This is a genomic window from Nocardioides cavernae, assembly GCF_013410035.1.
In the GTDB taxonomy this organism is placed as follows: domain Bacteria; phylum Actinomycetota; class Actinomycetes; order Propionibacteriales; family Nocardioidaceae; genus Nocardioides; species Nocardioides cavernae_A.
In genome coordinates this window covers 164,470-184,210 of the sequence record NZ_JACCBW010000004.1, presented here as the reverse complement: position 1 = coordinate 184,210, position 19,741 = coordinate 164,470, and the positions used below count along the sequence as shown (strand labels likewise).

27 protein-coding genes are annotated in these 19,741 nt (G+C 73.8%); 22 read left to right on the top strand and 5 right to left on the bottom strand.

The genetic code is table 11. The features are described 5' to 3' along the window. Positions 1 to 8: 8 nt before the first annotated feature. From ruvX to F4692_RS17495, 11 genes are all read left to right on the top strand, one after another. Positions 9 to 476, top strand: a complete 468-nt coding sequence (gene ruvX, locus F4692_RS17545; protein ID WP_179621010.1) for a Holliday junction resolvase RuvX — start codon at positions 9 to 11, stop codon at positions 474 to 476. Beyond that, a complete protein-coding gene (gene mltG / locus F4692_RS17540; protein ID WP_179621009.1) occupies positions 469 to 1,626 on the top strand; it encodes an endolytic transglycosylase MltG in 1,158 nt (385 codons plus the stop codon). Before ruvX ends, mltG begins: the two co-directional genes overlap by 8 nt. Further along, on the top strand, positions 1,620 to 2,447 hold the full coding sequence (locus tag F4692_RS17535; protein ID WP_308645364.1) for a shikimate dehydrogenase: 828 nt from the start codon (positions 1,620 to 1,622) through the stop codon (positions 2,445 to 2,447). The genes mltG and F4692_RS17535 overlap by 7 nt, the downstream gene beginning before the upstream one ends. 10 nt (positions 2,448 to 2,457) lie before the next feature. Beyond that, complete coding sequence (locus F4692_RS17530; protein WP_179621008.1) at positions 2,458 to 3,201, top strand: prepilin peptidase; 744 nt, start codon at positions 2,458 to 2,460, stop codon at positions 3,199 to 3,201. Positions 3,202 to 3,213: 12 nt separating this feature from the next. After that, the gene (gene aroC, locus F4692_RS17525; protein WP_179621007.1) at positions 3,214 to 4,392 is read left to right on the top strand and encodes a chorismate synthase; all 1,179 of its coding nucleotides are present in this window, start codon (positions 3,214 to 3,216) and stop codon (positions 4,390 to 4,392) included. After that, a complete protein-coding gene (locus F4692_RS17520; protein WP_308645363.1) occupies positions 4,389 to 4,889 on the top strand; it encodes a shikimate kinase in 501 nt (166 codons plus the stop codon). Before aroC ends, F4692_RS17520 begins: the two co-directional genes overlap by 4 nt. Next, complete coding sequence (gene aroB / locus F4692_RS17515) at positions 4,886 to 5,983, top strand: 3-dehydroquinate synthase (RefSeq protein ID WP_179621006.1); 1,098 nt, start codon at positions 4,886 to 4,888, stop codon at positions 5,981 to 5,983. Before F4692_RS17520 ends, aroB begins: the two co-directional genes overlap by 4 nt. After that, positions 5,980 to 6,426 carry a type II 3-dehydroquinate dehydratase gene (locus tag F4692_RS17510; RefSeq protein ID WP_179621005.1) on the top strand — a complete coding sequence of 149 codons (447 nt, stop codon included), beginning with the start codon at positions 5,980 to 5,982 and terminating at the stop codon, positions 6,424 to 6,426. Before aroB ends, F4692_RS17510 begins: the two co-directional genes overlap by 4 nt. Next, positions 6,423 to 6,920, top strand: a complete 498-nt coding sequence (locus F4692_RS17505) for a DUF3995 domain-containing protein (protein ID WP_179621004.1) — start codon at positions 6,423 to 6,425, stop codon at positions 6,918 to 6,920. The genes F4692_RS17510 and F4692_RS17505 overlap by 4 nt, the downstream gene beginning before the upstream one ends. 76 nt (positions 6,921 to 6,996) lie before the next feature. Further along, entirely contained in the window at positions 6,997 to 7,275 is a 279-nt protein-coding gene (locus F4692_RS17500; protein WP_179621003.1) for a hypothetical protein, read from the top strand. 12 nt (positions 7,276 to 7,287) lie between these two features. Continuing rightward, positions 7,288 to 8,127 carry a PhzF family phenazine biosynthesis protein gene (locus F4692_RS17495; protein ID WP_179621002.1) on the top strand — a complete coding sequence of 280 codons (840 nt, stop codon included), beginning with the start codon at positions 7,288 to 7,290 and terminating at the stop codon, positions 8,125 to 8,127. Between the two features lie 133 nt (positions 8,128 to 8,260). Here F4692_RS17495 and F4692_RS17490 read toward each other — a convergent pair whose 3' ends face one another. Continuing rightward, positions 8,261 to 8,845: an ArsR/SmtB family transcription factor gene (locus F4692_RS17490; RefSeq protein ID WP_257030005.1), complete on the bottom strand. Its 585-nt coding sequence runs from the start codon at positions 8,843 to 8,845 to the stop codon at positions 8,261 to 8,263. 49 nt (positions 8,846 to 8,894) lie between these two features. Here F4692_RS17490 and F4692_RS17485 point away from each other — a divergent pair, with 49 nt between their 5' ends. After that, entirely contained in the window at positions 8,895 to 9,464 is a 570-nt protein-coding gene (locus F4692_RS17485; protein ID WP_179621001.1) for a dienelactone hydrolase family protein, read from the top strand. Here the strand turns inward: F4692_RS17485 and F4692_RS17480 are convergent. Then, positions 9,424 to 10,005, bottom strand: coding sequence for a GNAT family N-acetyltransferase (locus F4692_RS17480; protein WP_179621000.1), 582 nt, complete (start codon positions 10,003 to 10,005; stop codon positions 9,424 to 9,426). The genes F4692_RS17485 and F4692_RS17480 overlap by 41 nt on opposite strands. A 106-nt stretch (positions 10,006 to 10,111) precedes the next feature. Here F4692_RS17480 and F4692_RS17475 point away from each other — a divergent pair, with 106 nt between their 5' ends. The 5 genes from F4692_RS17475 to F4692_RS17455 all read left to right on the top strand — a co-directional run bounded on the left by F4692_RS17475 (position 10,112) and on the right by F4692_RS17455 (position 13,245). After that, the gene (locus F4692_RS17475) at positions 10,112 to 10,873 is read left to right on the top strand and encodes a histidine phosphatase family protein (protein WP_218858718.1); all 762 of its coding nucleotides are present in this window, start codon (positions 10,112 to 10,114) and stop codon (positions 10,871 to 10,873) included. Further along, positions 10,866 to 11,738 (top strand): NAD(P)H-hydrate dehydratase, encoded by an 873-nt coding sequence (locus F4692_RS17470; protein WP_179620999.1) that lies wholly within the window; start codon positions 10,866 to 10,868, stop codon positions 11,736 to 11,738. Before F4692_RS17475 ends, F4692_RS17470 begins: the two co-directional genes overlap by 8 nt. A 126-nt stretch (positions 11,739 to 11,864) precedes the next feature. Continuing rightward, positions 11,865 to 12,041, top strand: a complete 177-nt coding sequence (locus tag F4692_RS17465; protein WP_179620998.1) for a hypothetical protein — start codon at positions 11,865 to 11,867, stop codon at positions 12,039 to 12,041. After that, on the top strand, positions 12,038 to 12,184 hold the full coding sequence (locus F4692_RS17460; RefSeq protein ID WP_179620997.1) for a hypothetical protein: 147 nt from the start codon (positions 12,038 to 12,040) through the stop codon (positions 12,182 to 12,184). Before F4692_RS17465 ends, F4692_RS17460 begins: the two co-directional genes overlap by 4 nt. Positions 12,185 to 12,195: 11 nt before the next feature. Continuing rightward, a complete protein-coding gene (locus tag F4692_RS17455) occupies positions 12,196 to 13,245 on the top strand; it encodes an alcohol dehydrogenase catalytic domain-containing protein (protein ID WP_179620996.1) in 1,050 nt (349 codons plus the stop codon). A 4-nt stretch (positions 13,246 to 13,249) separates the two neighbouring features. Here the strand turns inward: F4692_RS17455 and F4692_RS17450 are convergent, their stop codons facing one another. Beyond that, on the bottom strand, positions 13,250 to 13,900 hold the full coding sequence (locus tag F4692_RS17450) for an SDR family oxidoreductase (protein WP_179620995.1): 651 nt from the start codon (positions 13,898 to 13,900) through the stop codon (positions 13,250 to 13,252). 131 nt (positions 13,901 to 14,031) lie between these two features. On the opposite strand from F4692_RS17450, the gene efp reads away from it, so the two are divergent. The 3 genes from efp to F4692_RS17435 all read left to right on the top strand — a co-directional run bounded on the left by efp (position 14,032) and on the right by F4692_RS17435 (position 15,887). Further along, positions 14,032 to 14,595 carry an elongation factor P gene (gene efp, locus F4692_RS17445; RefSeq protein ID WP_179620994.1) on the top strand — a complete coding sequence of 188 codons (564 nt, stop codon included), beginning with the start codon at positions 14,032 to 14,034 and terminating at the stop codon, positions 14,593 to 14,595. Between the two features lie 5 nt (positions 14,596 to 14,600). Then, entirely contained in the window at positions 14,601 to 15,011 is a 411-nt protein-coding gene (nusB, locus tag F4692_RS17440; protein WP_179620993.1) for a transcription antitermination factor NusB, read from the top strand. Between the two features lie 63 nt (positions 15,012 to 15,074). Next, positions 15,075 to 15,887 (top strand): DUF1206 domain-containing protein, encoded by an 813-nt coding sequence (locus F4692_RS17435; protein WP_179620992.1) that lies wholly within the window; start codon positions 15,075 to 15,077, stop codon positions 15,885 to 15,887. A 38-nt stretch (positions 15,888 to 15,925) separates the two neighbouring features. On the opposite strand, the gene F4692_RS17430 is transcribed toward F4692_RS17435, so the two are convergent. Then, positions 15,926 to 16,624 carry a TetR/AcrR family transcriptional regulator gene (locus F4692_RS17430; RefSeq protein ID WP_179620991.1) on the bottom strand — a complete coding sequence of 233 codons (699 nt, stop codon included), beginning with the start codon at positions 16,622 to 16,624 and terminating at the stop codon, positions 15,926 to 15,928. A gap of 54 nt (positions 16,625 to 16,678) precedes the next feature. Here F4692_RS17430 and F4692_RS17425 point away from each other — a divergent pair, with 54 nt between their 5' ends. Further along, positions 16,679 to 17,533, top strand: a complete 855-nt coding sequence (locus F4692_RS17425; RefSeq protein ID WP_179620990.1) for a S1 family peptidase — start codon at positions 16,679 to 16,681, stop codon at positions 17,531 to 17,533. On the opposite strand, the gene F4692_RS17420 is transcribed toward F4692_RS17425, so the two are convergent. Beyond that, positions 17,530 to 19,059 (bottom strand): ATP-dependent DNA ligase, encoded by a 1,530-nt coding sequence (locus F4692_RS17420; protein WP_179620989.1) that lies wholly within the window; start codon positions 19,057 to 19,059, stop codon positions 17,530 to 17,532. The genes F4692_RS17425 and F4692_RS17420 overlap by 4 nt on opposite strands. 59 nt (positions 19,060 to 19,118) lie before the next feature. Between F4692_RS17420 and F4692_RS17415 the strand changes: the two genes are divergently transcribed. Then, positions 19,119 to 19,733, top strand: coding sequence for an FMN-binding negative transcriptional regulator (locus tag F4692_RS17415; RefSeq protein ID WP_179620988.1), 615 nt, complete (start codon positions 19,119 to 19,121; stop codon positions 19,731 to 19,733). Positions 19,734 to 19,741 lie beyond the last annotated feature (8 nt).

Genomic DNA, 19,741 nt, shown 5'->3' with positions numbered 1-19,741 from the left:
GGCAGGGAGTGCGCTTCGGAGTGCGGGTCGGCGTCGATCCGGGCGATGCCCGGATCGGTGTCGCGCGCAGCGACCCGTCCGGTTTCCTCGCCACCCCCGTCGAGACCGTACGCACGGGCAAGGGTGACGTGCGTCGGCTCGCGCAGCTCGTCGCCGAGCACGAGGCGGTCGAGGTCGTGGTCGGCCTGCCGCGCTCGCTCAACGGCTCGGAGGGCCCCGCGGCCGTCAAGGCGCGGGCGCTCGCGGCGAGGCTGGCTCGCCGGGTCCACCCCGTACCCGTCAGACTGTGCGATGAACGACTGACCACGGTGTCGGCCGAGTCGATCCTGCGCGAGCAGGGCCGGCACGGTGCGAAGAGGCGTGCCGTGGTGGACCAGGCAGCGGCCGTGCTGATCCTGCAGACTGCCCTCGACACCGAGAGGTCGAGTGGACAGGCACCGGGAGAGATCGTCGAGGTGACAGAGACAGATGAGTGAGCACGAGGCCCGTCCCGAGGAGCTCGAGGACGAGACCTACGACTACGTACCCGGGGGCAGGCGACGCAAGGGCCGCGGCATGAAGGGCTGCCTCGCCGTCCTCGTCGCGCTCGCCGTGCTGTTCGGCGGGTTCTACGTAGCGCTCACCCAGGGCGTCTCCTGGGTCGCCGACCAGTTCCAGGGCCCGGAGGACTACCCCGGCCCCGGCAAGGGCTCGGTCGAGTTCACCGTCAACGAGGGCGACGTCACCGCCCAGATCGGGCGCAACCTCAAGGAGGACGGCGTCACGGCGTCCGTGCAGGCCTTCATCGACGCCTGCGGCGACGAGTGCAGCGGCATCCAGGTCGGCGCCTACGAGCTCCAGAAGGAGATGAAGGCCTCCGACGTCAAGGACGTCCTGGTCGACCCCGCCAACCTCATCGGCTTCCCGACCGTCACGATCCCCGAGGGCCTGCGGCTCACCGAGATCGTGCCGATCCTCGCCGAGGGCACCGACTTCCCCGAGCGCGCGTTCACCAGGGCGCTCCAGTCCGGCAAGATCGGTCTCCCCGAGTACGCCGACGGCAACGCCGAGGGCTACCTGTTCCCCGCGACCTACGAGATCAAGCCGGGAATGAAGCCGGTCGGGATCCTCAAGATGATGGTCGCGCGCTGGCAGGAGGCGGCCGAGGAGGCCGACCTCGAGGCCAAGGCCGCCGAGCTGGGGCACACGCCGGGCGAGCTCATGATCATCGCGTCGCTCATCGAGGCCGAGGGCCGGGGCGACGACATGCCCAAGATCGCCCGTGTCATCTACAACCGCCTCGACGGTCCCGGCGACAAGGGTGGCACCAACGGCACGCTCGGCATCGACGCCGCGATCGCCTACGGCCTCGGGCTCTCACCCGGGTCGACCGAGCTCACGCCCGAGCAGCTGGCCGAGGACACGCCCTACAACACCCGCATCAACGCCGGCCTGCCGCCGACGCCGATCGAGGCACCGGGTGACGACGCCATCGCGGCGGCGGCCAACCCGGCCGAGGGCGGCTGGTACTACTACGTCACCGTCGACCTCTCCACCGGCGAGACCAAGTTCTACGAGACCTACGACGGCTTCCTCGAGGGCCGCGCCGAGTACAAGGCCTACTGCGACACCTCGGACCGGTGCTGAGGCGCTGCGGCGTCCTGGGCGATCCCGTCGCCCACTCGCTGTCGCCGGTCCTGCACCGGGCCGGCTATGCCGAGGTCGGCCTGGACTGGGCCTACGACGCGCACCGCGTCGCCGCGGGCGGGCTCGAGGCCTTCCTCGGCGGCCTCGGCCCGGAGTGGCGAGGACTCTCGCTGACGATGCCGCTCAAGCGGGAGGTGCTCCCGCTCGTCGACCACCTCACCGACCGCGCGCGGCTCGCCGGTGCTGCCAACACGCTCCTGCTCGAGGACGACGGCTCCCGCGTGGGTGACAACACGGACCTGCCCGGTGCGACGGCGGCGATCCGCGAACGTACGACAGCCCCGCTCGCCACCGCGGCGGTCCTCGGGGGTGGCGCGACCGCGACCTCGGTCGGACTCGCGCTCGCCGACCTCGGCGTACGCACCCTCGAGCTCCTCGTCCGCGACGCCTCCCGCGCCCGGGAGACCGTCGACGCCCTCCGGGCGCACCCGGGCGGCGTCGAGGTCCGCACCTCGTCGCTCGAGGGGGACGCGGCGGTCGAGGCGGACGTCGTCGTGGCGACGATCCCGGCCGGCGCGCAGACCGACGCCCTCGTGGCCCGGTGCGGTGGCGTACCGGTGGTCTTCGAGGTCCTCTACGACCCCTGGCCCACCCCGCTCGCCGCGGCCACCCTCGCCTCCGGTCGCACCCTCGTGGGCGGCCTGGACCTCCTCGTGCACCAGGCAGCGCTGCAGTTCGAGCTGTTCACCGGCCTGCCCGCGCCTCTCGACGCGATGCGCGATGCGGGCGAACGCGCCCTCTCCGCGCGCGATCCCGCCTAGATTCCTCCTCGTGGACGACAGCCTGCTCGCCGCCCTCCTGACGGCGGTCCTCGCCGGGATCGGCGGCCTCCTGGTGCCGAGCCTGGTCGCACGCCTGCCCGAACCCGCGCCCGCGGCCAGTGACGACGGGGAGCCGGACGGGGAGCCGGACGGGGAGCCGGGCAAGATGCTCTACGCCGACATCGCCGCCCGCCCCGGTCTGGGCTGGCGCAGCGCGCTCGTCGCGGCGGCGTCCGGGGCGTTGGTCGGCGGGGCCACGGGGCTGGACTGGTCGCTGCTGTGGCTGGTCCCGCTCGTGCCGCTGGGGGTCGCCCTGTCGGTCGTCGACTGGCACACCCAGCTGCTGCCCCGGGTCGTGGTCGTCCCGGCGACCCTCGCCCTGCTCGTCCTGGTCACGGTGGTCGGGCTCGCGACCGACGAGCGTGACGCACTCGTGCGCGCCCTGCTCGCCTCGATCGCGGCCCGCTCCTTCTTCTGGGTCCTGTGGGCGGTGCGCTCCGCAGGGATGGGTTTCGGGGACGTACGCCTGGCTGCACCGATCGGGCTCGTGCTCGGGTGGGTCGGGTGGGGGGCGTTCGCCGTCGGCGTGTGGGTGAGCTTCATCCTGTTCGCCGTCCCGGCCCTCGCGGTGGTGGCCGTCAGGCGCGACCGGACCCTGCTGAAGCGGTCGTTCCCGTTCGGTCCGTTCATGGTCGGCGGCGCCCTGCTGGGTCTCGTCTGGGGGACCGCGATCGCCGGGCGCATCTGGGGCTGAGAGACTGGCGCCATGCTCCGATGGCTCACTGCAGGCGAGTCCCACGGTCCCTCGCTGGTGGCGATCCTCGAGGGACTCCCCGCGCACGTCCGCGTCACCTCCGACGACCTGGCCGAGTCGCTGGCCCGCCGTCGACTCGGTCACGGCCGCGGCGCGCGGATGAAGTTCGAGCAGGACCAGGTCCGCGTCCTCGGCGGTGTCCGCCACGGTGAGACGCAGGGCGGACCGGTGGCGATCGAGGTCGGCAACACCGAGTGGCCGAAGTGGGAGAAGGTCATGTCGGCCGACCCCGTCGACCCGGTGGAGCTGGAGGCCCTCGCCCGCAACGCGCCCCTGACCCGTCCGCGGCCCGGCCACGCCGACCTCGTCGGCATGCAGAAGTACGACTTCGACGAGGCCCGCCCGATCCTCGAGCGCGCCTCGGCGCGCGAGACGGCCGCCCGCGTGGCGCTCGGTCGCGTCGCCTCCAACTTCCTCGAGCAGGCCGTCGGCGCCCGCATCGTGTCCCACGTCGTGTCGCTCGGGGGCGTCAGGGCACCGGCCGGGCTCGTCCCGGCGCCCGACGACGTCGAGCGGCTCGACGCCGACGAGGTGCGCTGCCTGGACCCGGAGGCGAGCGCCGCGATGGTCGCCCGCATCGACCAGGCCCACAAGGACGGCGACACGCTCGGCGGGGTCGTCGAGGTCGTCGTGCACGGGCTTCCGCCGGGCCTCGGCTCCCACGTCCACTGGGACCGGCGGCTCGACGCGCGACTGGCCGCCGCGATGATGGGCATCCAGGCGATCAAGGGCGTCGAGGTCGGCGACGGTTTCGAGCTCGCCGACACCCCCGGCTCGCAGGCGCACGACGAGATCGTCCCCACCGACGACGGCCTGCGCCGCACGTCCGGTCGCTCCGGCGGCATCGAGGGCGGCATGTCCACCGGTGAGGTGCTGCGGGTGCGTGCCGCGATGAAGCCGATCGCGACCGTGCCGAAGGCGCTGCGCACCGTCGACGTCGCCACGGGCGAGGCCACGGTCGCGCACCACCAGCGCTCCGACGTCTGCGCGGTCCCGGCGGCCGGCATCGTGGCCGAGGCGATGGTCGCGCTGGTGCTGGCCGACGCGGTCGTGGAGAAGTTCGGTGGCGACTCGGTGCAGGAGACGCGCCGCAACGCCGAGTCCTACCTCGACACGCTGAGGTTCAGGTGACGCCTCGGGTCGTGCTCGTCGGTCCGATGGGCGCCGGCAAGACGACCGTCGCCGGCCTGCTGGGCGAGGCGTGGGGGGTCGCCGTGCGTGACACCGACGCCGACATCGAGGCGACCACCGGTCGCGAGATCTCCGACATCTTCGTCGAGTCGGGCGAGGACCACTTCCGTGACCTGGAGGCCGCGGCGGTGGCCGAGGCGGTGGCCGAGCACGACGGCGTGCTCGCGCTGGGCGGGGGAGCGGTGCTGCGAGCCGAGACGCGCGACCTGCTGTCGGGCGTACCCGTCGTCTTCCTCCGCGTCGGCCTCTCCGACGCGGTCAAGCGGGTCGGGCTCGGCACCGGCCGGCCCCTGCTGCTCGGCAACGTCCGTGCCCGCATCAAGGCGCTGCTCGACGAGCGCACCCCGGTCTACGAGTCCGTCGCCACCCACGTCGTCGACACCGACGACCGCACGCCCGACGAGGTCGCGGCCCGGATCCGGGAGCTGCTGGCATGAGCGACACCGTCCTGCACGTCGGCGGGGCCGCGCCCTACGACGTCGTCGTCGGCCGCGGGCTCGCCGACCGGCTCCCCGCGCTGCTCGGCGACTCCGTCGAGCGCGTCGCGGTGCTGTACGCCGGCACGCTGGGCGCGCTGGCCGACCCGGTCGTCGACGCGCTCGTCGAGCACTACGACGTCCTGGCCCTCGGACTGCCCGAGGGGGAGCGCGCGAAGACGGCGCCCGTCGCGGCGGACTGCTGGGAGGCGCTGGGCGAGGCCGGATTCACCCGCTCCGACGCGGTCGTCACGATCGGCGGGGGAGCGACCACCGACCTCGGCGGCTTCGTCGCCGCCACCTGGCTGCGCGGGGTGCGCGTCGTGCACCTGCCCACGACCCTGCTCGCCATGGTCGACGCCGCGGTCGGGGGCAAGACCGGCATCAACACCGGCGCCGGGAAGAACCTGGTGGGCTCCTTCCACGAGCCGGCCGGCGTCCTGTGCGACCTGTCCCTGCTCGAGACGCTGCCGCGCGAGGAGCTCGTGGCCGGCCTCGGCGAGGTCGTGAAGTGCGGCTTCATCGCCGACCCGGCGATCCTCGACATCGTGGAGCGCACCGACCCGGCGGCCCTGACCGCCGGCTCTCCCGAGCTGCGCGAGCTCGTCGAGCGGGCGATCCGGGTGAAGGTCGACGTCGTCGTCGACGACCTTCGCGAGAGCGGCGGCGCCGACGGCCATCCCGGCCGCGAGGTCCTCAACTACGGCCACACCCTCGCCCACGCGATCGAGCGCACGAGCGACTACACCGTGCGCCACGGGGAGGCCGTGGCGATCGGCTGCGTCTACGTCGCCGAGCTCGCCGCCCGGGCGGGCAGCCTCGACGCCGCCGTCGTCGACCGGCACCGTGCCGCGCTCTCGCGCGTCGGCCTGCCCACGACGTACGACGCTGCGTCCTTCGACGACCTTCTCGCGGCGATGAGGGTGGACAAGAAGGCGCGCGGCAACCAGCTGCGCTTCGTGGTCCTCGACGACCTCGCCGCGCCGCGCATCCTCGCCGGGCCGTCCGAGGACGACCTGCGTGCGGCGTACGCCGCGATCGGAGGCGGGTCGTGAGCGGCAGCCGCAGGGTCCTCGTGCTCAACGGCCCCAACCTCGGCCGCCTCGGCCGTCGCCAGCCGGAGATCTACGGGCACACCACCCACGCCGAGCTGGCGCGGCAGTGCGTGGAGTGGGGTGCCGCGCTGGGCCTCGAGGTCGAGGTCCGCCAGACCAACCACGAGGGCGAGCTCCTCGACTGGCTCAACGCGGCCGCCGACGACGTCGTGCCCGTCGTCCTCAACGCCGCCGCGTGGACGCACTACTCCCTCGCGCTGTGGGACGCCTGCGCCCAGCTGGTCGCACCGCTGGTCGAGGTGCACATCTCCGACCCCAAGCAGCGTGCGGAGGAGTTCCGGCACACCTCGGTCGTCGAGCCGCACGCGGTGGCGACGATCGCCGGGCAGGGCATCGACGGCTACCGACAGGCGCTGGAGCTGCTCGCCGGCCCCACCCCGTGACCGGACCGGTCGGGACCGGTCGGGCGGCACTGCTCGTCGCCGGCCTGCTCGGCACGCTCCACGCCGGCTTCAGCCTCTACTGGGGGCTCGGCGGCGGCTGGCTCGTCGAGACGCTGGGCACCCGGATCGTCGAGGCGTTCGCCGGGTGGGAGTGGGCGTTGGTGCCGATCGGTGTGGTCAAGCTGGTCGCGGCGTGGTTCCCGATGGTCGTCGCCCGGCGCGGATGGCCCGCGCGCCGACTCGTCCGCGCGGCCTGCTGGGTCGGGGCGCTCGTGCTGCTGGCCTGGGGCGGGTTGAACACCGTCGTCGGCAACCTCGTGCTCGCCGGGGCGATCGTCCCCGACGGTGGCTTCGACCGCCCTGGCATGGTCGGTCACGCCTACCTCTGGGACCCGCTCTTCGCGGCCTGGGGCTGCGCCCTTCTGGTCGCCATGGTCGTCACGAGGCGTCCGTCGCCGGCCGGGCCGGACCGTTCCCTGCCCACGCGGTCCTAGCCCGCGCCCGACGCGGCGCGCGAGGGCCATGACGTCGGAGGTCATGACGAGGGTGGGGCTCTGGCACGATCACTGCATGGACGTGTCGGTCGACGTCAGTGCCCTGGCCATCAACGTGGTGATCCCCGAGGAGCTCCGCTGGCGCGACACGCGTCGTGACGAGGAGTTCGAGCTGCAGTCCCTGACCATCCGGATGCTGCCCGACGGCTCGCTCGCCGCGAAGGCCTACGGACGTCCGGTCGCCGGCGGTCGCGGACCGTACGTGTCCTTCCCCGTGCCGGACCGCCCCGAGCTGGCCGCGCTCGTCTCCGCGGCCGCCGACGAGGCCGCCCGTCGCTGGGCCGCGCACGGCTGATTGGATCGTCCGGTGCTGCCCTTCCGCCAGGTCGACGTCTTCAGCTCCGTGCCGTGGCTCGGCAACCCGCTCGCCGTCGTGCACGCCGCGGACGGCGTCACGGACGCGCAGATGGCCCACTTCGCGCGCTGGACCAACCTCTCCGAGACGACCTTCCTCTGCGCGCCGACGGACCCGGCGGCCGACTACCGCGTGCGGATCTGGACCACCGGGGGAGAGCTGCCGTTCGCCGGCCACCCCACGATCGGCTCCGCACACGCGTGGCTCGAGGCGGGAGGGGTGCCGCGTGGTGACACGATCGTGCAGGAGTGCGGCGCCGGGCTGGTGGACGTACGCCGGACGCCCCGCCTCGGGTTCGCGGCCCCGCCGCTGCGCCGCTCGGGCGCGGTCGACGCCGACCTGCGCACCCGCATCGTGCGTGCGCTCGGCATCGCCGACGCGGCGGTGGAGGACATGGCGTGGATCGACAACGGACCCGGTTGGGTCGGCGTCGACCTCGGCACCGCACGTGCGGCGCTCGACGTGGTGCCCGACGTCGCGGCGTTCACCGACCTCAAGGTGACGGTCCTCGGCCGGTGGGACGCGACCGACGCCGCCGACCTCGGCGCCGACGTCGAGGTGCGGGCGTTCTACGCCGACGGACGCGACTTCGGCGAGGACCCGGTCACCGGCAGTGCGAACGCCGGGCTCGCGCAGTGGCTCATCGGCGCGGGCGCCCTGCCGGCGGCGTACACCGCGCGCCAGGGCAGCGTGATCGGCCGGGAGGGGCGGGTACGGCTTGAGGCGTCCGACGACCGCGTCTGGGTCTCGGGCGACGCGGTGACCCGCATCGTGGGCGAGGTCGACCTGTAGGTCGGCACAGGGTGACGGCGGCCGGGCCGGGCAGCGGTGCGCGCGCCCGCACGTGCGGCGCATGTGGTCCCCCACAGCCGGCTGCGAGGGCCATGACCGCCGCACGTGCTCGCGCGGCTTCCGACCCGCCGGCCTACGGCTCCTCCGCCGGGAGCGACGGGTGGTCGGTGGGGTAGACGCCGACCGCGAAGCCGTAGACCGTCTCGCCCGCACGCGGGAGGTGGTCGAACTCCTCGACGAGGGCGGCCATGCGCTGCCAGAACTCCGAGGCCTGCTCCTCGGAGATCCGGGCGTGGCGGATGAACCCCCAGAGCCGGCCCTCGGCGAAGGCCGGCGCCGACTCGCGTGCGGCGACCTCGAAGTCGTTGAAGTCGGTCGGCATCGCCTCGCCCGACGCGGCCGGCTCCGGCGAGACGAAGAACATCCGCGCCGTACGCCCGTAGAAGCGCTCCTCCACCGCGCGGACCCGCCGTGTGCGCACGACCTGCACCAGGCCCTCGCGGGCGAGCACGTCGACGTGGTGGGCGACCGTGCTCTTCGGGCGGCCGACCGCCTCGGCGAGCTCGGTGACGGTCGCGGCGCGCTCGTGCAGCAGCTGGAGGACCGTGGTGCGCAGCGGGTGCCCGATCGCCCGGACCTGGGCGGGGGTCGTGAGCGCCAGGCGATCGGCGAGCGCGTACCCGGGCGGGTTGTCCTCCATGACGAATGAGACTAGCATCGTCGAACGTTCGAGATACTTGGATCATTCTGCGGGGAGACACCGACCGATGGCTGACGTACTGCTCTACCACCACATCCAGGGGCTGACCGACGGCGTGCGCGCCCTCGCCGACGAGCTGCGAGGCGCCGGCCACACGGTGCACACGCCCGACCTCTTCGACGGCCGCACCTTCGCCAGCATCGAGGAGGGGTTCGCCTTCGCCAAGGAGGCGGGCTTCGACGCCCTGCGCGAGCGCGGCGCGTCGGCCGCCGCCGACCTCGGTCCCGACCTGGTCTACGCGGGCATCTCCTTCGGCGTGACCATCGCGCAGCGACTCGCGCAGACGACCGCCGGTGCCCGCGGCGCGCTGCTGCTGTGCTCGTGCCTCCCGGTCTCGGAGTTCGGGGAGTCGTGGCCCGACGGCGTGCCCGTGCAGGTCCACGGCAAGGAGGGCGACGAGTTCTTCGACGAGGACCTCCCGGCGGCGCGCGAGCTGACCGCCTCGACGCCGTTGGCCGAGCTGTTCGTCTACCCCGGCGACGAGCACCTGTTCCTGGACTCGTCGCTCGACGCCTACGACGCCGACGCGACCGCCCTCATGCTGGACCGGGTGCGGACGTTCCTCGCCGCCCGCTGAGGTCCGCGAGCGGGCGCTCACGGACGACGTCGTCCTCCGAGGCGTCGCCGATGTGGAACGTCTTGCGACCGACCGCCTCGAAGCCGTGCCTGGCGTAGAAGGCGTTCGCCCGGCCGTTCTCCTCGCTGACCCCGAGCCACGCGCCGGCCGCGCCCGTCCCGGCGGCTGCGGTGAGGGTGTGCCGCATCAGGACGTCCGACACTCCGGACCCGTGGTGGTCGGGATGGACGTAGAACCGCTCCAGCGCGACGGTGGGCCGGAGCCGGAGCGCGGCCCTCACGTCCTCGTCGTCGGGCTCACCGGCGAGCAGCATCGTGTAGCCCACCGGGTCCGCGCCGTCCCCGACCTCTGCGAGCAGCAGGACGCACGCGGCGTCCGCCAGGTGACGGCGGAAGCTGTCCGGGTCGAGTCGCGTCGCGATGTGCGTCGCCAGGAAGTCGGCCGAGGTCCGGGGTGTGCACGCCAGCGGGAAGGTCAGCGCCGCGAGGCGTGACAGCCCCTCCGCGTCGGCTCCGACGGCGCGGCGGACGGTCGGGAGCATGGGGCGAGCGTAACGACGACGGCGGGGCCCGGCGTACGCATCCGCTGGCCGGTCGTGGGGTAACGGGACGGCACACGACCGGCGCAGGTGGGACGAGGAGGCGACAGTGGGGCTGACAGGTATGCTGCACGGCAGGCGCGGACCGGCGGAGATCGTGCTGGTCCGGCACGGTGAGAGCGCGGGCAACCTCGCGGACAGCGCAGCCAGGGACGCCGACGCCGAACGGCTCGACCTGCCGGCGCGCGACGCCGACGTCGAGCTGTCGAGCAACGGCGTGGAGCAGGGCCGCACCCTGGGGCGCTGGGTCGGCGGGCTGGCCCCCGCCGCGCGGCCCGACCTCGTCGTCAGCTCGCCCTACCGCCGGGCGGCGGACACCGCCCGGGCGGCACTGGGGGAGCTCGACGTCGACCTGCTGCTCGACGAGCGGCTCCGCGAGCGCGATCTCGGGCTCCTCGACGGGCTGACCGGCAAGGGCATCCGGGCCCGTCACCCGGAGGAGGCCGAGCGCCGCTCGTACGTCGGCAAGTTCTACTACCAGCCGCCCTCCGGCGAGAGCTGGGCCGACGTCGTGCTCCGGGTGCGCAGCCTGCTCGCCGACCTGCGCGAGGGGTACGACGGCCAGCGCGTGTGGCTCTTCACCCACCAGGCCGTGATCATGTCGTTCCGCTACGCGCTGGAGGGCATCGAGGAGGCCGAGCTGCTCGAGATCGACCGCACGACGCAGATCCCGAACGCGTCGGTGACGCGCTACCGCAGGCGGGACTCGGGGCTCGTGCTCGACACCTTCGCCGACGACGGCCACCTCGAGCCCGGCCCCGCCGAGCGGACGGCCGAGGACGACCGGGGCGGCGAGGCCAGCGATGGCTGACGGCACGCGCGTCGACGAGGACCTGCTGCGCGCCTGGCCGCTGCCCGCCCTCGGGTCGGACAAGGACGAGCGGGGACGTCTGGTCGTCGTCGCCGGCTCCCGCGAGACGCCGGGCGCTGGACTGCTGTCCGTCGAGGGGGCGTTCCGGGTGGGCGCCGGGAAGGTGCAGCTCGCGACCGTGGAGTCGCGGGCCGGTCTGCTCGCCGCGGCTTCGCCCGAGCTCATGGTGACCGGCCTCGCCGAGGACGACAACGGGTCGATCAGCCCCCGCGAGGCGGACCGCGTCGTGGACGTGGTCGGCTCCGGCGTGGTGCTGCTCGGGCCGGGGTTCAGCGACACCGACGCCGCCGAGGCCCTGGTGGAGTCCGTCGCACCGCGTCTCGGCCAGACGGTCGTCCTCGACGCCCTGGCGACGGCGTACGTCACCGGACGGCACGACGACGTGGCCGCCCTCGACGCCTCCGTCGTGCTCACCGTCAACCCGGGAGAGCTCGCCTGCTGCCTCGAGGTCGAGGACGACGAGGTCGAGGACGACCTGGTGTCGGCCGCGGTACGGCTCGCCGACCGCACCGGCGCGGTCGTCCTGTGCGGTGGAGAGGTCAAGGTCGTCGTCGCGGGCGGCGACGTGTGGCGGGTCGAGGCGGGCAACCCCGGCCTCGGGACCGCGGGGTCCGGAGACGTGCAGGCCGGGATCGCGGCCGGCCTGCTGGCGCGCGGCGCCGAGCCGGCCCAGGCGGCGGTGTGGGCGGCGTACCTCCACGCCACGGCCGGCGACCGGCTGGCCGAGCGGGTGGGCCCGGTCGGCTACCTGGCGCGGGAGCTGCCGGGCGAGCTGCCGCGGCTGCTCGCCGGCCTCGCCGGCTGACCCGGCGACCTCGAGGTGGTCCAGACATCCGTAGGACTGCCGATGTCGCGACCCCGGCTGCGTGGCGAGACTCGACCCCGACACCGCGCGGTGCGGGGTCGGGGGAGGGAAGACATGCGAAGCGTCGTGAGCAGGAGCGCACACGCCGACCAGCTCGAGGCCGAGGTCAGGGACGCCACGTGCTGCGTCGCTGTCGACCGGTGCTGGTCGTGCGAGGTCAAGCTGGGGGAGGTACGCGCCGCGCGCCGCGACGCGGTGCTGCACACGATCAGCGCGGTCCGACCGAGGAGGTACGTCCGATGATGGTGCGCGACGGGGCGGCCGGCGCCGGGAGCGGCGGCCGCATGCCGACGTCGATGACGACGGCGGACGCTTCGGCGGACGAGCCCGAGCCGGGCGTGGGGGACGCAGGGGGCGCGGGGCACGCGGAGGCCGTACGCCAGTAGCGTGGGCGCCCATGCGTGCGATCGTCATCCCGCGGGCCGGCGGCCGGCCCACCGTCGAGGAGGTCGCGCCGCCGACGGCACCGCCGGGGGGTGTGGTCGTCCGGGTCGCGGCCACGGGCGTGTGCCGCAGTGACTGGCACGCGTGGGCCGGGCACGACGACGATGTGGCGTTCCCGCACGTCCCGGGCCACGAGCTCGCGGGCACGGTGGTCGAGCTCGGCGCCGGGGTGGCCCGCTGGCGGGTCGGCGACCGCGTCACCGTCCCGTTCGTGTGCGGCTGCGGCGACTGCGAGTGGTGCGCGAGCGGGAACGCACAGGTGTGCCCCGACCAGCAGCAGCCGGGCTTCACCCACGGGGGGTCGTTCGCCGAGCTCGTCGCCCTGCACGCGGCCGACACCAACCTGGTCGCGATCCCGGACGACGTCGACGACGCGACGGCCGCGAGCCTGGGCTGCCGCTTCGCGACCGCCTACCGCGCGGTCGTCGGGCGGGCCGCGCTCCGCGCCGGTGAGTGGATCGTCGTCGTCGGCGCCGGTGGCGTGGGGCTCAGCGCGGTGATGATCGCCCGCGCGGTCGGCGCCCACGTCGTCGCGGTCGACCGCAACCCCGAGGCGCTCGCGGTCGCGGCCGGGCTGGGCGCCGACCACACCCTCCTCGCGGACGGCGCGGACGGCGGGGACGTCGCGGCGGCGGTCCACGACCTCGTCCCCGGCGGCGCCCACGTCGCCGTCGACGCGGTCGGCAGCGAGCAGACCTGTGCGGACGCGGTCCTGAGCCTGCGCCGCCGCGGACGGCTCGCCCAGGTCGGCCTCCTGCCGCCGGTCGAGGGGCACCCCCGCGTGCCGATGGCGCGCGTCATCGGCTGGGAGCTGGACGTCCTGGGCAGCCACGGCATGGCGGCTGCCGACTACCCGGGGATGATGGGGCTCATCGCCGACGGTGCGCTCCAGCCGCAGCTGCTGGTGGAGCGCGTGATCGGGCTCGACGAGGCCGCGGCGCTCCTGCCGCGGTTCGACCGCGCGACCGTGGCCGGGATGACGATCGTCGACCCGACCCGCTAGTGCCTCAGAGGGCGCCGAGCCAGTCGTCGATCGGGACGTCGCCGTCGCCGAACACCAGCGTCCTGCCGTGGGCCCGCTCGTCGGTCAGCACCGCCAGCGCGACCTGGGCGACGAGCTCGCGCGACGTGGTGTCGCCGTCGCCGAACGCAGCGTCCGGGTTCACCGACCCGCCGCCCGGCTCGAGCGTGAGCGTCCCGGGTCCGAGGACCGTCCAGTCGAGGTCGGTGCTCCGCAGGTGGTCGTCCGCGGCGATCTTGGCGTCCTGGTAGTGCCGGAACGGGTTGTCCTCCGGCACGAGCGTCTCCGGGTCGGCGCCCGAGAACGACACCATCACGTAACGTCGCGCGCCGGCGGCCAGCGCGGCGTCCATCGAGCGGATCGCGGCGTCGCGGTCCACGGCGTACGTCCGGTCGGGGTCGCCGCCGCCGGCGCCGGCGGACCACACGACGGCGTCCTGCCCGTCGAGGATGCCGGCGAGCGTGGACTCGTCGGCGTCCTCCACCGACGAGACGAGAGCCGTCGCGCCGGTCGCCTCGACGTCGGGGACGTGGTCGGGGTTGCGGACGACGGAGGTGACCCGGTGGCCGGCCTCGACCAGCAGGGGTGCCAGGAGGAGGGCGATCTTGCCGTGTCCGCCGAAGATGGTGACTCGCATGCGTGCCACCGTAGCCCGCAGGCCCAGCATTTCATGGCGCTCGCGGCTCGCCACTAGACTGGTCCGTCGTGCCGGGCACGCCTCGGCCACACGGACTCCTTGACAACTCGACGAAGGCGGACATCAGAGACATGGCAAGCACCAACGACCTGAAGAACGGCATGGTCCTGCGCATCGAGGGTCAGCTCTGGGCCGTCGTCGAGTTTCAGCACGTCAAGCCCGGCAAGGGCCCGGCGTTCGTGCGCACCAAGCTCCGCAACGTCGAGTCGGGCAAGAACGTCGACAAGACCTTCAACGCCGGCACCAAGGTCGAGACCGCCAACGTCGACAAGCGCACCATGCAGTACCTCTACAACGACGGCTCGTCCTACGTCTTCATGGACACCAGCACCTACGAGCAGCTCGAGGTCGCGCCCGAGATCGTCGGCGACGCCAAGAACTTCATGCTGGAGAACCAGGAGGCGATCGTCGCGACGAACGACGGTCGCGTGCTCTTCATCGAGCTCCCCGCCTCCGTCGAGCTCCTGATCTCCGAGACCGAGCCGGGCCTGCAGGGCGACCGCTCGACCGGCGGCACCAAGCCGGCCACGCTCGAGACCGGTCACCAGATCCAGGTCCCGCTGTTCCTCACCACCGGCGAGAAGGTCAAGGTCGACACCCGCGACTCGTCCTACCTCGGCCGCGTCAAGGCCTGACCCGAGTGGCTGCCCGTTCCAAGGCGCGCAAGCGCGCGCTCGACATCCTCTTCGCCTCCGAGCTCCGCTCCGAGGACCCGGTCATGGCGCTCGAGCGCGCCATCGAGGCCGGCGAGGGCCCGACCAACGACTACACCGGCACGCTGGTGCGGGGCGTCGTCGAGCACCGTGAGCGCATCGACGAGGTGCTCACCACCTACAGCAAGGGCTGGACCCTCGGTCGCATGCCCGCGGTGGACCGCAACGTCCTGCGCATCGGCGTCTACGAGCTGCTGTGGGGCGACGCCGACGTGCCGGACACGGTCGCGGTGAGCGAGGCGCTGCACCTCGTGCAGGACCTCTCGACCGACGAGTCGCCGGCCTTCGTCAACGGGCTGCTCGGCTCCGTCCAGCGCGACCGCGCCAGCCTCGTCTGAGGTCACACCCCCACGGGCGGGTACCGGCTCGCGAGGGCCGTCCGTACGTCCTAGGTTGGCGCCATGAACGCCTCCAGCCGGTCCGCCGAAAAGGCCCACGACAGCACGTGGATGGACCATGCGATCCGTGCCGGGCTCGTCGCCTACGGCGTCGTGCACCTGCTCGTCGGGTGGCTGGCCCTCCAGCTCGCGCTCGGTGAGAAGGAGGACCAGGCCTCCAACTCAGGGGCGCTGCACTACCTCGCCGAGCAGCCGCTCGGTGGGGTCCTCGTGTGGCTGGTGGCGATCGGCATGTTCCTGCTGGTGCTGTGGCGCCTGCTGGAGTTCGGCTTCGGCTTCGACGACGAGTCCGACGACGCGAAGCGCTGGCGCAAGCGCGCGGGCTCGCTCGGCAAGGCGGTCATCTACGGTGCGATCGGCTGGAGCGCCGTGCAGACCGCGACGGGCTCCGGCGGGGGGAAGGGCGGCACCGACTCCACGACCGCGAAGCTCATGCAGCTCCCCGGCGGCCAGCTGATCGTGGGCCTGGTCGGCCTCGCGATCATCGGCTACGGCGGCTCGCTGGTCTACCGCGGCTGGACCGAGAAGTTCCGTGAGCACCTCGACGCGCAGGGCCAGTCCGGCAAGGACGGCTCGGCCTACGTCAAGCTCGGCAAGGCCGGCTACATCGCCAAGGGCGTCGCCATCGCCGTCGTCGGCGGCCTGTTCGGCTACGCCGCGATCACCCACGACCCGAAGAAGTCGGGCGGCCTCGACCAGGCGCTCCAGACCGTCCTCGAGCAGCCGTTCGGCCAGGTGCTGCTCGTCGTGATCGCCCTGGGCATCGCGGCGTACGGCGTGTTCTGCTTCGCCCGCGCCAAGCACCTCTCGCGCTGAGCCCGGCAGTCGCGGTCCGGCGGTCGCGGCCCCCGCGCTCAGCGCACCGGACCGGCGGCGACCGACAACGCCGAGGCGACCATGTGGTCGCGCACCTGCTCCCCGGTGATCCGGCTGATGCGCGGCACGCCCGGCGCCTCCTCGGCGACCAGCATCGCCACCCGCCCGAGCTGCAGCGTGCCCAGGCCGCTGGCGTACAGCATGTTGGCGAGCAGCTCGGGGTCGTCGACGTCGAACTCGCCGCTCTCGGCGCCACGTGTGATGGTCCCGGTCAGCACGGACAGGCAGCCGCTGATCGCCTGCCCGAGCCGGTACATCGCGGACTCGCTCACCTCCTCGAGGAGGTCGGTGCCGGGGCGCCGCATGATCGCCTGCGCGCAGTCGACGAAGGCCGGGTGGGCGAGCCCGTAGTCGACGAAGGCCTCCACCAGGCGTACGAGCTGGGCGCGCGGGTCGTCGGTCGTCGCAGCCGCACCCTCCAGCGCGACCCGCAGCTCGTCGAGGTACTGCACGAGCGTGAGGCTGAACAGCTCCTCCTTGCCGGTGAAGTGCCGGTAGATGATCGCGCGGTTGATGCCCACCGCCCGCGCGATGTCCTCGATCTGCGCGTCGCGGACCCCGCGCTCGTCGAAGAGCTGGCGGGTGGCGGTGATGATCTCCGCCTCGCGCTGCCGGCGCCGCGCGGCCGCGGTGCCGCCGCGGCCGGGTGCCGTCGAGGGCGTCGCGTCGGTGCTCATGGCGGTCAGTCTAGGGAGGGCGGCGCCCACCGCCGTGTGTGGTTCGATGCGGGCATGCCGCGTCCCGGAGCCCGTACGCCCCTCCTCGCCCTGGCCCTCGCGATGGTCGGTGTGGTCGTCGGGGTGGTGGCCGCAGCGGTGCTCCCGGCCCTCCCGGCACAGGCTTCGTCGGAGGGTCGTTACGCCGGTACGGCCGCGCTGCCCGGCTGCTCCGGCGCGGTGATCCGGTGGCCGGGCGCCCTCGACACCGACCGCGCGGTCGTGCTCACCAACGGCCACTGCGTGCGCGTCCCGTTCCTCGACGCCCGCGAGGTGCTGGTCGGGGAGAGGAGGCGGACGCGCATCGACCTGCTCGACGGCGACGGCCGGGTCGCGACGACCGTGCGGGCGGTGCGCCTGCAGTACGCCACGATGTTCCGCACCGACGTGGCCGTGCTGTCGCTGCGCGAGACGTACGCCGACCTGGCGGCCGACGGCGTCATCCCGCTCGTGCTGGCGACGCAGGGGCCGGCGCGCGGCGACCGGGTGCGGATCCCGTCGGGCTACTGGACCGAGCAGCGCACCTGCCGGACGCGGGGCACGGCGTACCGCCTGCACGAGCAGGTGTGGGACTGGTCGCGCTCGATCCGCCTGCCGGCCCGCGACGGGTGCCGGATCCGTGGCGGCTACTCGGGCTCGCCGATCGTCGACCGCGGCACCGGGCTCGTGGTGGGCGTCGCGAACACCGGCTACGCCGGCGGCCGGGAGTGCGTCGACTCGGCGTGCGAGGAGGACCGGCGCGGCCACGTCGTGACGCGCAGGCAGATGAACTACGGCCAGCAGACCGCGCTGCTGCTCGGGTGCCTGGCCGAGGGCCGGACCCTCGACCTCGACGTGCCGGGCTGCCGCCTGCCGAAGCCGCGCGACTAGCCCGCGACGTGGCTGCGGACGGTCTCGATGGTGTCGGCCTCCGAGGCCGTCTTGTCGTCGCGGTAGCGCAGAACGCGGGCGAAGCGCAGCGCGAGGCCGCCGGGGTAGCGGGTCGAGCGCTGCAGGCCGTCGAAGGCGATCTCGACGACCTGCTCGGGACGCACGTCCACGACCCAGCTGTCGCGGACGGTGGCGGGGGAGAGGGCGAGGTCGGTGAAGCGCTCGGTCTGCCAGGCGAGCATCTCGTCGGTCATCCCCTTGAACGTCTTGCCGAGCATCACGAAACCCGTCGGTGACGTGTCGTCGCGGGCGCCGAGGTGGATGTTGGAGAGCCACCCCTCCCGGCGGCCCGAGCCCCACTCGACCGCGAGGACGACGAGGTCGAGGGTGTGGACCGGCTTGACCTTGACCCAGGCCGAGCCGCGACGTCCCGCGGCGTAGGGGGCGGAGAGGTCCTTGAGCACGACGCCCTCGTGGCCGGCGGCGACCGTCTCGGTCGCGAAGGCGTCGGCGGCGCCTGCGTCGGCGGTCACGAGCCGTCGGACCCGGTGCTGCTCGGGGACGAGCGCGTCGAGTGCGGCGAGCCGCTCGTGGCCGGGGGCGTCGAGGAGGTCGCGGCCGTCGACGTGGAGCAGGTCGAAGAAGTGGGGCGTGACCGGGACGCCTGCGTCCTGGGCGGTCCGGCTCGCGGTGTCCTGGAAGGCCATCGGCCGGCCGTCCTCGCCCAGGGCGAGGGCCTCGCCGTCGAGGACGAAGCGCTCGGCGGGCAGGGACCGCGCGACCTCGACGACCTCGGGCAGCCGGCCGGTGATGTCGTCGAGCGAGCGGGTCACGACGAGGACGTCGTCGCCGTCGCGGTGGACCTGGATGCGGATCCCGTCGAGCTTGGCGTCGATCGCGACCTCGGTCGCACCGTCGGGGGACAGCCCGGCCATCGCGGCCGCCACGTCGGGCGCGCTCGAGGCGAGCATGGGCATCACCGGACGCCCGACCTCGAGGCCGATCGCGGCCAGCGCCTCCTCGCCCTCGAAGGCCGCCTCCGCCGCGGCGACGGTCGATCCCGCCAGCATCGCCGCGCGCCGCACCGCGGTCAGCGGCACGTCGGCCACCTGCGCGACGGCCTCCTGCGTGACCGCGTCGAGCGCCCCCTGCCGGACGTTGCCGGTGACGATGGCGCGCAGCCATGCCTGCTCGTCGGCCGTGGCGCGCCCGAACAGGTCGGCCACCGCCTCCTTGCGTGCCGCCTGCGAGCCGGCCCCGGCGATGTGGGACATCGCCTCGAAGGCCTCGTGCACCTCCAGCACGGACAGCGTCGGCTGGTCGGCGGGCTCCGGGAGGGCGCTCACGCCCCGCCACCCCAGGCCCGTGCGCCGCTGCCGGAGCGTGCCGCCGAGGTAGGACACGACGACCTCGAGCTCGGCCGGCTCCACCCGGCCGAGGAGGTCGGCGAGCTCCGCGACCTTGGCCTTGCGGGACCGCGTGGCGGCGACCGCGGCGGAGGTGGCGACGAGCTCGGCGAGCAGCATGGATCCATCCTGCCGCCCGCCACCGACACCGGCAGCCCCCGAACGGGCAGGATGGGTCCATGCCCGACGCCCAGCTCTACGTGCCGCGCTTCAACGTGATGGACGCCGACGACGTACGCCCGTTCGTCGCGTCCGTCGCCACCGCGCAGCTCGTCACGGTCGGGGACGACGGGCTGCCCGACGCGACCTTCCTGCCCGTGCTGTGGGAGGGCGACCGGTTGGTCGGCCACCTCGCCCGCGCGAACGCCCACTGGCGACGCGTCGTCGACGGCTCGCCCGCGCTCGCGGTCGTGACCGGGCCGGACGCGTACGTCTCGCCGGGGTGGTACGCCAGCAAGGCCGAGCACGGCAGGGTGGTGCCGACGTGGAACTACTCCGTCGTGCACCTGCGTGGGGCGGTGCACGTGCACGACGACGCGGAGTGGGTGCGCGGCCTGGTCACCCGGTTGACCGAGGCCCACGAGTCCTCGCGCCCGGCGCCGTGGGCGGTCGCCGACGCGCCGGAGGATTACATCGACAAGAACCTGCGCCCGATCGTCGGGGTCGAGCTGGTCGTGTCGTCGGTCGAGGCGAAGGCCAAGCTCAGCCAGAACCGCTCCGACGAGGACCGCGCCGGTGTGGCGTCCGGGCTCGCCGCCGACGGCCGATCTCCTGACGGGCTCGTCGCGCCGTGAGGCCCGGC